Origin of the sequence: Tabrizicola sp. (genome assembly GCF_041911175.1) — a bacterium.
Classification (GTDB): Bacteria; Pseudomonadota; Alphaproteobacteria; order Rhodobacterales; family Rhodobacteraceae; genus Tabrizicola.
On sequence record NZ_JAYRPN010000071.1, the window covers coordinates 57,663 to 70,064 of the forward strand.

At 67.8% G+C, this 12,402-nt stretch carries 10 protein-coding genes; 4 read left to right on the plus strand and 6 right to left on the minus strand.

Annotation, left to right across the window (positions count from 1 at the left end):
- Positions 1-7: 7 nt before the first annotated feature.
- The 3 genes from ACE3P6_RS09190 to ACE3P6_RS09200 form a co-directional block, all read right to left on the minus strand.
- Positions 8-2,047: an ASKHA domain-containing protein gene (locus tag ACE3P6_RS09190; protein ID WP_374394034.1), complete on the minus strand. Its 2,040-nt coding sequence runs from the start codon at positions 2,045-2,047 to the stop codon at positions 8-10.
- A gap of 76 nt (positions 2,048-2,123) precedes the next feature.
- On the minus strand, positions 2,124-3,284 hold the full coding sequence (locus ACE3P6_RS09195) for a low temperature requirement protein A (RefSeq protein WP_374394036.1): 1,161 nt from the start codon (positions 3,282-3,284) through the stop codon (positions 2,124-2,126).
- A 49-nt stretch (positions 3,285-3,333) separates the two neighbouring features.
- Positions 3,334-4,491 carry a CaiB/BaiF CoA transferase family protein gene (locus tag ACE3P6_RS09200; protein ID WP_374394038.1) on the minus strand — a complete coding sequence of 386 codons (1,158 nt, stop codon included), beginning with the start codon at positions 4,489-4,491 and terminating at the stop codon, positions 3,334-3,336.
- Between the two features lie 83 nt (positions 4,492-4,574).
- Here ACE3P6_RS09200 and ACE3P6_RS09205 point away from each other — a divergent pair, with 83 nt between their 5' ends.
- Complete coding sequence (locus ACE3P6_RS09205; RefSeq protein ID WP_374394040.1) at positions 4,575-6,380, plus strand: ABC-F family ATP-binding cassette domain-containing protein; 1,806 nt, start codon at positions 4,575-4,577, stop codon at positions 6,378-6,380.
- Between the two features lie 196 nt (positions 6,381-6,576).
- On the plus strand, positions 6,577-7,176 hold the full coding sequence (locus tag ACE3P6_RS09210; RefSeq protein WP_374394043.1) for an outer membrane protein: 600 nt from the start codon (positions 6,577-6,579) through the stop codon (positions 7,174-7,176).
- Between the two features lie 42 nt (positions 7,177-7,218).
- Here the strand turns inward: ACE3P6_RS09210 and ACE3P6_RS09215 are convergent, their stop codons facing one another.
- From ACE3P6_RS09215 to ACE3P6_RS09225, 3 genes are read right to left on the minus strand one after another with little or no spacing between them, the layout of a single operon-like run.
- Entirely contained in the window at positions 7,219-7,698 is a 480-nt protein-coding gene (locus ACE3P6_RS09215) for a hypothetical protein (protein WP_374394046.1), read from the minus strand.
- On the minus strand, positions 7,692-8,591 hold the full coding sequence (locus ACE3P6_RS09220; protein ID WP_374394049.1) for a TPM domain-containing protein: 900 nt from the start codon (positions 8,589-8,591) through the stop codon (positions 7,692-7,694). Before ACE3P6_RS09220 ends, ACE3P6_RS09215 begins: the two co-directional genes overlap by 7 nt.
- Complete coding sequence (locus ACE3P6_RS09225; RefSeq protein ID WP_374394052.1) at positions 8,561-9,973, minus strand: aspartate aminotransferase family protein; 1,413 nt, start codon at positions 9,971-9,973, stop codon at positions 8,561-8,563. Before ACE3P6_RS09225 ends, ACE3P6_RS09220 begins: the two co-directional genes overlap by 31 nt.
- Before the next feature lie 157 nt (positions 9,974-10,130).
- Between ACE3P6_RS09225 and ACE3P6_RS09230 the strand changes: the two genes are divergently transcribed.
- Together ACE3P6_RS09230 and cysS are read left to right on the plus strand one after the other, a co-directional pair.
- Positions 10,131-10,751 (plus strand): DUF6778 family protein, encoded by a 621-nt coding sequence (locus ACE3P6_RS09230; RefSeq protein ID WP_374394054.1) that lies wholly within the window; start codon positions 10,131-10,133, stop codon positions 10,749-10,751.
- 176 nt (positions 10,752-10,927) lie between these two features.
- Positions 10,928-12,322 (plus strand): cysteine--tRNA ligase, encoded by a 1,395-nt coding sequence (gene cysS, locus ACE3P6_RS09235; RefSeq protein WP_374394057.1) that lies wholly within the window; start codon positions 10,928-10,930, stop codon positions 12,320-12,322.
- Positions 12,323-12,402: the final 80 nt, after the last annotated feature.

Sequence of the window (12,402 nt, forward strand, 5' to 3'; positions counted from 1 at the left end):
GGAAAGCTTATCCCCGCCGCCGCCTGCGCCCGCCCTCGTCACCGGCGGTCTTCGGGTTGAAACTGACCGCGGGAAGGGAAACGATCTGGTGCAGGTTCGGGAACGGATCAACGGCATGCGGGATGGCGTTGGCGTTTACGAAATGCTCCTGGAAGCGCGGCTCTATCGCGGTCTCGACCTTGTGGATCTCGTGGACCGTGGCCTCGATCTGGTTGCGCGCGCCCACGTTGCAGAGCGCGATCCGCGCCCCGGTTCCGGCGGCGTTCCCGGCACTTGTCACCTTCTCCAGCGGCACGTCGGGGATCATCCCCAGCACCATCGCGTGCTTCGGGCTGATATGGGCACCGAAGGCCCCCGCCAGCGTCACCCGGTCCACCGTGTCGACGCCCATCTCGTCCATCAACAGCCGCGCACCCGCGTAGAGCGCCGATTTCGCCAGCTGGATCGCGCGGATGTCGCCTTGCAGCACGGCGATCCGCGGCCCGCCCTCGGCGCTGCCGTCATAGAGAAGATAGCCGAAGGTCCGGCCATGCGGCTCGCAGCGCGGCGAGCCGGTCTGCTCCGGCCCGCCGATCAGCCCGCCCGGATCGACCAGCCCCGCCAGCCGCATCTCGGCCACCGCCTCGATGATGCCCGAGCCGCAGATGCCGGTGACGCCGGTGGTCTTCGTCGCCTTGGCAAAGCCCGGGTCGTCCGACCAGAGGTCCGATCCGATCACCCGGAAGCGCGGTTCTTTCGTCACCGGGTCGATCTCCACCCGTTCGATGGCGCCGGGGGCGGCGCGCTGGCCGGAGGAGATCTGCGCCCCCTCGAAGGCCGGGCCGGTCGGCGAGGAACAGGCAAGGACACGGGTTTCGTTGCCCAGCAGGATCTCGGCATTGGTGCCGACATCGACGATCAGCACCATGTCCTTGGATTTGTTCGGCTCTTCCGACAGGGCGACCGCGGCGCAATCCGCGCCCACATGGCCCGCGATGCAGGGCAGCACATAGACCCGGGCCGAGCGGTTGAGGTTCGTCAGGTCCAGGTCGCCGGCATCCAGCGAAAGCGAGCTGGACACTGCCAGCGCGAAGGGCGCCTGGCCCAGTTCCACCGGATCGACGCCAAGGAACAGGTGGTGCATCACCGGGTTGCAGACGATGACCATCTCGTAGATCGCGGCCGGGTCGACCTTGACGTCCGCCGCGATGACGGCGGCCAGCGAGTTGATCGCCTCGCGCACCGCCTTCGTCATCTCCACGTCGCCGCCGGGGTTCATCATCGCGTAGCTCACCCGGCTCATCAGGTCCTCGCCGAAGCGGATCTGCGGGTTCATCAGCCCCGAGGAGGCCAGCACCTTGCCATCGGTCAGGTCGCACAGATGCGCCGCGATGGTGGTGGAGCCAAGGTCGACCGCCAGACCCAGAAGCGGGCCTTCGTGGAAGCCGGGGAAGATGTCCAGCACGCGGGTGGTGCTGTCGTGGTTGCCCTTGTGCAGCACGACCGTGACCTTCCACTCGCCCTTGCGCAGCACCGGCTGCAACCGGCGCATCACGGACAGGTCGGCCTCGATCCCCTCGACCTGCCATTGCGCGGCAAGGGCGCGGGCGAGGCGCTCGAAATCGCCCGTGGGTTCGTGCATGTCGGGTTCCTGCACCTCGACGTAGACCGCGCGGGTGGCGGGGTCCATCTCGATATGCCGCTCGGTCGCCGACTTGCGGATCACCTGCTTGTGGACCTGGGATTCGGGCGGCACGTCGATGACCACGTCGCCCATCACCTTGGCCTGGCAGCCCAGGCGACGCCCCGGAGGCAGGCCGCGGATGCGCTTGTAGCGGTCCTCGACCGCGTTCCATTCCGACAGGGCGTCCTCGTCCACCGTGACGCCGTGCTTGGGGAATTCGCCGTAGCCGGGGGTGATCTGGCACTTGGAGCAGATGCCGCGCCCGCCGCAGACCGAATCGAGGTCGACGCCAAGCTGGCGCGCGGCGGTCAGGACCGGCGTGCCAAGGGCGAACCGCCCCCGCTTGCCCGAGGGGGTGAAGATCACGAGTGCATCGTCGGTCATGGCATTCTCCTGCGCGCGCCCCTCTACCTAACGCGGCGGGGGCCTTTCGCAAGCGCCCGGAAGCGGCGTGTCGCGGTCAGCTTGCGCCCTTATCCCCGCCCGGATGCGGGGCGCGCCAGTTGACCAGCACCACGGACAGGATCGCATAGGCCCAGATCGGCAGGCCGAGGAAGCTGCCGACCGCGAAGACCGCCGCCATCACCGGCAGCGCCAGGTTCAGCCGCGCGGGCAGGCGATGGGCCCGGTCGCGCACCAGCCAGAGCGTCGCGAAAAGCAGCGCCAGCGCCAGCCCCAGCCAGCGCGAGACCTCGCCTGCCGTCGCCGCGCCGTGATGGGTGACGACGTCGACCCAGGCGGCAATCGCCGCACCCAGCATGGCGGTGGCAAGGTAGATCAGCACATGGCCATAGCCCCAGATCAATGCTGGCAGCATCGCGGTCGTGGTCAGGTGCTCTTCCTCGCAGAAATAGATCCACCAGATCGAGAAGACGAGCACCAGCCCCGACACGGCCACCAGCGCCGCCTCAAGCGAGGGATGATCCGAGAAGAGCGCGCCGAACCCGTGCGACACCGAAAGCATGATCTCGCCCAGCGAGATGATCATCAGAAGGCCGTAGCGTTCGATGATATGGTGGCGGTGGAAGGGCGTCGCGCGCGCGCTTTCGGCGAAAGCGGGGACACCAAGTTCCACGACATAGATCAGGATGGCCGCGACGAAGAAGGCGGTCGAGCCGGGGGCGGTCCCGACATAGATCAGGATCCAGAGGGCTTGCGCGATCAGGATGCCGATGGCGTAGCGGATGCAGGTCCGGTGCCAGTCGGGGTTGCCCCGCGCCGCCCGCAGCCATAGCCCCGCCATCCCCAGCCGCATGATCACCCAGCCGAGAAGGCCGAATCGCATGTCGAGCGTTTCGAAGATATAGCCCGCGCCGCCCGCGAAGATCAGCTCGCCGCACATGATGACCATGACCAGGAAGCGGTAGAGCGCATCGTCGTTGTCGAAGGCCGAGGCGAACCAGGTGAAGTTCATCCAGCACCACCAGACACCGACGAAGAGGAACAGGAAGCGCGGCAGCATCTCCAACCCGTGCCCGGCGGAGATGCCGTGGTGCAGGCCTGCGGTGACGGCGGCGATGGCGATGACGGTGATCAGGTCGAAGAACAGCTCCAGCGTGGTCGAGACGCGGTGATGTTCCGAGGGGTCGCGCGGGCGCAGCGGGCGGATGGACTGGGACACGGGCACTCCTTGACAGATGCGGCAAGGAAGCCGGAAAGAGGCCGTGTTTTCAAGGCCCGCGTGACGGATCGTCCAGCCAGGCCAGGATCGCCGCCCGGTCGCCGTCCAGCCGCGGGGCAGGGGGGAGGGAGGAAGGTTCCGGCAGGGTGGACATCTTGATCGGATTGCCCGGCGCGGTGAAGGCCGGGCCGCCGGGCTGCGGCGTGACCGGCAGCACCATGTTCCGCGCGCGAAGCTGCGGGTCGGCCAGCACCTCGATCATGTCCTGCACCCGCGCCGTGGGCAGGCCTGCCGCGTCCAGCACGGCCAGCCAATGCGCGACGGAATGGCCCAGCGTCACCGTCTCGATCAGGCGTTTCAGAAGCGCGTGGTTCTCGCATCGGGCCGCGTTGGTGGCAAAGCGGGGGTCGGCGGCGATCTCCAGCCCCAGCACGGCGCAGAGCCTGCCGAACATCGCATCGTTCCCGGCGGCGATCACCACGAAGCCATCCGCCGCGCGGAAGGTCGCGAAGGGCGTGATCGTCGGATGCCGCGCACCCGTCGGCCCCGGCGCCACCCCGGTCGCCGAGGCGATGGCCAGCGCGTGTTCCTGGATCGCAAGCTGTGCGTCCAGCATCGCCACGTCGATGAAGGCGCCTTCGCCGGTCTTCTCGCGCTGATACAGCGCCGCCAGAACGCCTTGCGCCAGATACATCCCGGCAACGATGTCGCCGATCGACGCGCCCACCCGCACCGGCGGCCCGCCGCTTTCCCCCGTGATCGACATCACCCCGCCGCGTGCCTGCACCACCATGTCATAGGCGGGCTTTTCCGCATCCGGCCCGGTCTGCCCGAAACCCGACACGGCGGCATAGACGAGGCGCGGGTGGCGGGCATGCAGCACCTCCCAGCCGAAGCCCAGCCGCGCCATCACGCCGGGGCGGTAGTTCTCCACCAGCACATCCGCCCGCGCCACCAGCCGCTCGAAGATCGCCCGGTCCTCCGCCGCCTTCAGGTCCAGCGCGATGGACTGCTTGCCCGCGTTCAGCGTGGCGAAATAGGCGCTTTCCCCGGCCAGGAAGGGTGGAAAGGCCCGGGTGTCGTCGCCCGTCCCCGGCCGTTCGACCTTGATCACCTTTGCGCCCAGGTCCTGCAGGCTCTGCGTGCAGAAAGGTCCCGCCAGCACATGCGTCAGGTCGAGGATGAGGATGCCGTCCAGGGGTGCCATGCGAGCCTCCATTTGCCCCATCCCTGCCACAGGACCGACGCCCGGACGTTGACGCCGGTCAAATCCCCCTCTACCTCGCGCGCATGGCACGCGCACCCCTTCTCCAGCTTTCCGGCATCTCGCTCACCTTCGGCGGCAACCCGGTGTTCGACGACCTCTCGCTCACCGTCCAGCCCGGCGACCGCATCGCGCTGGTCGGGCGGAACGGGTCAGGCAAGTCGACGCTGATGAAGGTGATGGCCGGGCTGGCGGAACCCGACCGGGGCCTGCGCACTGTGCCCCCCGGCGTGACCGTGGGCTACATGGAGCAGGAGCCGGACCTCACCCGCTTCGCCACGCTTGGCGATTTCGCGGCGTCGGCGCTGCCGGAGGGGCAGGACTACCGCCTTGCCGTGGTGGCCGAGGGCCTGAAATTCGACCCTGCCACCCCTGTCGCCACCGCGTCAGGGGGTGAACGCCGCCGCGCCGCGCTGGCCAAGCTTCTGGCCGAGGCGCCGGAGCTGATGCTCCTGGACGAGCCGACCAACCATCTCGACATCCAGGCCATCGAATGGCTGGAGCGCGAGCTTTCCGAAACCCGCGCCGCCTTCGTCCTCATCTCCCACGACCGCGCCTTCCTGCGGGCCTTGTCGAAGGCGACGCTCTGGATCGACCGGGGCGAGGTGCGCCGCCGCGAGGCTGGCTTCGAAGGCTTCGAGGACTGGCGCGAAACCGTCTGGGCCGAAGAGGACGAGGCCCGCCACAAGCTCGACCGCAAGATCAGGCACGAGGCGAAATGGGCGGTGGAAGGCATTTCAGCGCGCCGCAAGCGCAACATGGGTCGGGTCCGGGCCTTGCAGGCGCTGCGGGCCGAACGCAGCGCGCAGATAAGGCGGCAGGGGACGGCGGCCTTCGCGCTGGACGCAGGCCCGACCTCCGGCAAGAAGGTCATTGAGGCACAGGGCCTGACCAAGGCCTATGGCGACAAGACCATCGTCAAGGGCTTCGACCTGCGCGTGTTGCGCGGCGACCGGGTGGCCTTCGTCGGGCCGAACGGCGTCGGGAAAACCACGCTTCTCAAGATGTTGACCGGCGAAGTTCAACCGGATGCCGGGGCCGTGACCCTTGGCACCAACCTGGAGATCGCGGTCTTCGACCAGACCCGCACAAGGCTCGACCTTGACGCCAGCCTCTGGGACAACCTGACCGTCGATCCGTTGATGCGGGTCTCGGGCAGTTCCGATCAGGTGATGGTGCGCGGCACGCCGAAGCATGTGGTGGCCTATCTCAAGGATTTTCTCTTCGCCGAAGCCCAGGCCCGCGCCCCGGTGCGCAGCCTGTCGGGCGGCGAACGGGCGCGGCTTCTGCTGGCCAAGCTGATGGCGCAGCCCTCGAACCTGCTGATCCTGGACGAACCGACCAACGACCTCGACGTCGAGACGCTGGACCTGTTGCAGGACATCCTTGGCGAATACGACGGCACCGTCCTTGTCGTCAGCCACGACCGCGACTTCATCGACCGGATCGCCACCACAACCGTGGCGATGGAGGGCGAGGGCAGGGTGCAGGCCTATCCCGGCGGCTGGTCGGACTATGCCGCGCAGCGTCCCGATCCGGTGGACGACACGAAACCCGTGGCGAAAACCGTTGCCGCACCCGCCGCGAAGCCGGAACCGGCCCAGAAGGCAACCGGACTGTCCTTCACCGAGAAGAAGCGGCTGGATGACCTGCCCGACCTGATCGCCCGGCTGGAATCCGAGATCGGCAAGCTTGGCGCACTTCTTGCAGACCCCGAGTTGTTCACCCGCGAGCCGGTAAAATTCCGCAAGGCGTCCGAGGCTTTGGCAGAACGGCAAAGCGCCCTTGAGACCGCCGAAACCGAATGGCTGGATCTGGCCGACCGCGCCTGAGCTGCGGGAACCGGCGAAGCCCGGCCCAAACTGCCCCGGTTCCTCGGCACATCTCCGCCAGTTGACCTCACCCCTCATCAACGGGCCGTGAGGTGCCATTGTTCCCGACCGCCACACTCCCCATTCCCTTGGACGAGCCGACCGGAACCGTTCCGAGTCTACGAAGGTTGTGGTCGGCCAGAACAAGGAGACAGAAATGAAAACTATCGCAGCATTGATTGCCACCGCCGCCCTGACCGCCCCGGCTTTCGCCGGTGGCCCGATTGCCGTCGCCGAGGAACCGGCAGTGGTTCCGGCCGCCGAACCCTATGTCGCGCCCGGCGTGGACTGGTCGGGTGCCTATGTGGGCGGTCAGCTTGGCTATGGCGATGTCGATTCGAACGGCGCCGGACTCGATGGTCACGGCTGGCTGGGCGGTGTGCATGCCGGCTACCGCTGGGACATGGGCAACTGGGTCGCCGGGACCGAACTTTCCTGGGACAAGACCTCGATCGACCTCGGGGCCACGGCGGGCGACCAGCTTGACAGCATCGCCGCGCTGAAGCTGATGGCCGGTCGCGAAATCGGCAACAGCCTGGTCTATGGCACGCTGGGCGCTGCCCATGCCAATGCCAGCATCGGCGGGGCCGATCTCAGCGACAGCGGCCTGGTCTACGGTCTGGGCTTCGACTACGCGGTGAACGACCGTTGGAGCGTGGGCGGCGAAGTGCTGCAGCACAACTTCGACAACTTCGACGGGACGACCAACGATTTCGACGCCACCACGATCAAGGCCAAGGTCGGACTCCGGTTCTGATCCTGACCTTCAGCGGCGCGGCTTCCCCCCCGCGCCGCACCCTCAGCGACAGGCGACCGGCTGCAGCAGGAAGCTGCGGTCGTCGCCTGAACTGCGTTCCAGCGTCGCGAACCCGGTATCGTTCTCGAAGGACATGCCATAGCTGGATACGGTGACCAGGATGCCGCCCTTCTTGGCGGGCGTGACCTGGAAGCCCCCGGCATCCCCCTCCATCCCGCAGTAGAGCGTATCTCCGCCCTCGTTCTCGCAATAGCCGTAACCCTCGAAGGCGCCGCCCGGCACGCCGCGCAGGCGAAGCTCGACATGCAGGCCCAGCATCGGGTCGGCGATGGTGAAATCCGGGCTGACGGTGATCTGGGTCACACGTTGCGCAGGGTGACTGGCCAGGTGGTCGGCGCTGTAGCTGCGGGCATAGCAACTGTCAGGGCCGGGAAACATCTGCTCTTGCGGGCTTTTCGCCAGGACGGCGTTGCCGGTGGCGAGGATAAGGATCGACGCGCAAGTTGCAGGACGGACTACCATTTTCCCGTTGCCCCGCCGCCGGACGACCTGCCGCCGCCATAGCCTCCACCACCCCCGTTGCCGCCCCGGTCGCGGTTCTGGCTGCCGACGTTCTTGTCCCGGCGGCTGTCGCGGCTGCCGAAGCTGACGGGATAGGACCTGTGGTCGGAGAATCCGCAGGCCGAGCAGGTCAGGTGCTGCATCCCGAGCCCGGACTCGTAGCGCGTCGGTTGCTGGATCACCTCGCGGCTCCGCTCCAGCGTCAGGGCGCCGCAGTTCGGGCAGGTCCGGTTGGCGCGGCGGCTGCGCCAGATGCCGAATCCCGCCAGCCCGGCCACCGCGCCGAAGCCCAGGCCGACCGTGCGCAGGCCCACACCGCCGCCCTCGTCCTCGAATCCGTCCGTGACCGAAACGGGCTGGCCTGCCAGGAAGGGCGTGATCAACCTGTCGCGGGCCGAGGCGATCCCGGCCTCGATCCCCACCGCGATCTTGCCCTCGCGCAGGGGCGGCAGCACGGCGGTCGACAGCACCCGCGCCGCGCGCCCGTCGTAAACCGGGTCGTAGCCGGCGCCGAGCGCGATCCGCGCCTCGCGCGACTGGGTGTCGAGCAGGAGAAGGATGCCGTCATTGCGGTCCTTCCCGCCGACGCCCCATTCGTTGAAGAGCGCCTTGCCATAATCCTCGATCTTCAGTCCCGCGCCACCCTCGGCGGCAAGGCCCGGCACGGTGACCACCACCATCTGCACGCCCGTCGCCGCGCGCGTGTCGGTCAGGAGGCGGGTGATCCGCCCCTCTTCCGTGGCGTCCAGCACATCGGCGAAATCGGACAGCGTGTCGCTTTGCGGAGAGGGGAGGCCTTGGGAAAACGCGGGCGTGGCAAGGGTCAGCGCGACGGCAACGAATCTGAGGAACATGATGCAAGCATTTCTTGAACTGTCTTTGCGATCAGCATGACATCTTCCTCGCAACAGTCAAACGATCCGACCTGCACCCGGATCGCAAACCGCCCGTCCACCCTGGTCTGGGTCAGATAGATTCGCCCATCGTCATTGATCCGCTGCAAAAGCGCCTCGGTCGCCGCATCTGTTTCCAAAGCGAAGCTGAAGAGCGAGAGCCGCGGCTCGGTCACGATCTCCACCCCCGGCAGCGCGGCAAGCTGGTCGCGCGATGTCAGCGCCCAGGCGATGTGGTTGCGAATCCGCCCCCGCAGCCCCTCCAGCCCGTAGGCGCGCAGCACGAACCACAGCTTCAGCGCCCGGAACCGGCGGCCGAGCGGCACCGTCCATTCGTTGAAGTTGACGATCTCCTCCCGCCCCGCCGTCTCCAGATAGGTCGGCCGCAGGCCCAGGGTGCGCACCTGTGCTCCCGGATCCTTCAGGAACTGGATCGAACAGTCGAACTGCGCGCCCAGCCATTTGTGCGGGTTGAAAACGATGGACTCCGCCCCTTCGACCCCGGCCCACAACGCGCGGAACTCCGGGCAGATCATCGCCGACCCCGCCCAGGCCGCATCGACATGCACCGGCACGCCCTCGGCCTTGGCCACCGCGATGCACTCGGCGATCCGGTCGAAGGCCCCGACGCTGGTGCCCCCCGCGCACAGGATCACGCCCGCAGGCTGCATCCCCGCCGCCCGGTCCGCCCGGATCGCCGCGCGCAGGGCGTCCCCGGTCATCGCCCGGTCGGCATCCGTCGCCACTTTCACCAGGTTGCGCTGCCCGATCCCCGCGACCCGGATCGCCTTGTCGACCGAGGAATGCGTCTCGGCGCTGGCGTAGAACCGCAGCACCGGCGCGCCCGACAGTCCCTCCTCCAGCCCGCGATACCCCAGCGCCTGCTCGCGCATCGTCAGCACCGCCGACAGCGTCGCATTCGTTGCCGAATCGTGGATCGTGCCGACAAACCCCTCCGGCAGTCCGACGGCCTGGCGCAGCCAGTCGACCATCACCTGCTCCACCTCGGTCGCGGCGGGAGAGGTCTGCCAGATCAGCGCGTTGCAGGCCATCGCATTGACCAGCTGTTCCGCCAGCATCGAGGCAGGCGCAGCATTCGCCGGGAAATAGGCAAAGAAGCGCGGATGCTGCCAATGGGTCATGCCATCCGGCACGATCCGCTCGAAATCGGCCCAGATCGCCTCCATCGCCTCGGCGGCCTCGGGCGGGCCGGGGGGCAGCTGCCGTGCCACGGCGCCCGGCACCAGGGGCGCCCGCACCGGGCGGTTGCGCAAGCCCGCGTGGTAGTCCGCCGCCCAGTCCGCCGCCCGCTTCGACCAAAGCCGCAATCCCTCGTGGTCCATCCTTGCCCCCTTTTAGTTAACGTGTTAATTATTATGTTCCTGCGTGGTTTGGCAAGCTTCCACCGGATTGCCGCCACGCAAGTTCCTTTTTCCCGCCATGCGATCTGGTTAAGGCTATGCTCGGCAAAACCCAAGTTCCGATCCTGCGAGAGAACCCATGACACTGACCCGCCGTTCCACCCTTCTTGGCCTGTCGGCCCTGCTCATGTCTGCCTGCGTCGGGGGCGGCGGCAAGTTCGAGACCGACTACACGCCGGTCCCCGCCGACCTGGCAAAGTCCTGGCGCCTGGCGGAAGTGCGGGTTTCAGTGCCGCAGACGCTGGTGGTCTCCGAGGCGAAGACGCTTCTGCCCCGGGCCGATATCGTCTGGCGCGAAGACCCGCTCGGCGACCGCCATGCCCAGGTCGGCAAGATCATCCAGGCCGCCGTCCTGCGCGGCGCGCAAGGATTGCGCGGATCGCGCCCGGTGATCATCGACATCACGGTGACCCGATTCCACGCCCTGACCTTCGAGGCCGAGATGTCGAACCACGATTGGGGCGTGCACAACATCGACCTCATCGCCCAGGTTGTCGATGCCCGCTCCGGCGCGGTGCTGTTGCCGGCGACCAAGATCCGCGCCGAAACCCCGGCCTGGTCGGGCGAACGGATGAAGGCCGCCCGCCGCAAGGGCATCACCCAGAAGTCGATGATCACCAACCACGTTGCGGCCACCATCGCGGGCTGGCTCGGCCTTGGCCCGGACAACCGTGGCAGCTTCACCCGTCAGGGCGACTGAGGCCTGACAGGCTTGCGCGGGGCCGCGGCCCCGTGCTACGCCCGGGGTCATGACGACGTTGCGCAATATCCGCATCTGCTGCATTACCCGCTGACCTCCGGGCGCGGGCGCTTCGTCATTCCCACGAATGAAAAGCCGGTCCCGCGCAGGGCTGCTGCGTGCTTGGGACGACTGACATGGTGACGATCCGCCTGACCAATTCGAAGACCCGGAAGAAGGAGGACTTCGTCCCCATCGACCCGGAAAACGTGCGGATGTATGTCTGCGGCCCCACCGTCTATGACCGCGCGCATCTGGGGAACGCACGCCCCGTGGTGGTGTTCGACACGCTGTTCCGTTTGTTGCGCCACGTCTACGGGCCGGGCCAGGTGACCTATGTCCGGAACTTCACCGACGTCGACGACAAGATCAACGCCGAGGCGCTGCGGCGGCAGAAGGCCGGGTCTCCGGGGACGCTGGAGGAACTGATCCACCAGCGCACCGAGGAGACCATCGCCTGGTACCACGCCGACATGGACGCCCTTGGCGCGCTGCGGCCCAGCATGGAACCCCGCGCGACGGAGTTCATCGGCCAGATGATCGCGATGACCGAGGGGTTGATCGCCTCGGGCCACGCCTATGCGGTGGAGGGGCACGTCCTGTTCCGGGTCCGGTCCTACAAGGATTACGGCAAGCTCTCGGGCCGCTCGGTGGACGACATGATCGCGGGCGCGCGGGTCGAGGTCGCGCCCTTCAAGGAAGACCCGATGGATTTCGTGCTGTGGAAGCCGTCGTCGGGGCAGGAACCCGGCTGGCCCTCGCCCTGGGGCAAGGGGCGTCCGGGCTGGCACATCGAATGTTCGGCGATGGCGCATGAGCTGCTGGGGGAAAGCTTCGACATCCACGGCGGCGGGCTGGACCTGCTATTCCCCCACCTCGAGAACGAGATCGCTCAGTCGGCCTGCGCCCATCCGCAGGGCGATTTCGCGCATTACTGGCTGCACAACGAGATGCTGCAGGTCGAGGGCAAGAAGATGTCCAAGAGCCTCGGCAACTTCTTCACGGTGCGCGACCTGCTGGACCAGGGGATCCCGGGCGAGGTGATCCGGTTCGTCCTGTTGATGACGCATTACCGCAGCCCGATGGACTGGACGGCGGAGAAGGCGCGGCAGGCGGAAGCGACCTTGCGCAAGTGGCGCACGGCAACGGCTTCGGTTGTTGCGTCCGCCCCGCTGGCGGAGGTGGTCGAGGCGTTGGCCGACGACCTCAACACCGCCGGGGCCTTGGCCGCGCTGCACGCGGCGGCGGGCGAGGGGGATTGGGCCGGGGTGAAGGCTTCGGCGGCGCTGCTTGGCCTGCTGGCCGATGGGTTGGGTGGCTGGGCTACGGCCCCGCAGGTCGACCTCAGCATGCAGACCGAACAGCTTGCCTCGCTCCGCGCCGCCGCGATGGCGTCCAAGGATTTCTCCGCCGTCGATGCGCTCAAGGCCGCGCTTGTCGCCGCCGGGGTCGAGGTGCGCATGTCGAAGGCGGGGGTAGAGCTTGTCCCCGGCCCGGACTTCGACCCGGCCAAGCTGGAGGCGCTCCAGTGACCCGAAGAAACCCCGCCCCGGACTTGATCCGGGGCCTCTGCGTGACCCCCGAGGCCCCGGATCAAGTCCGGGGCGGGGTC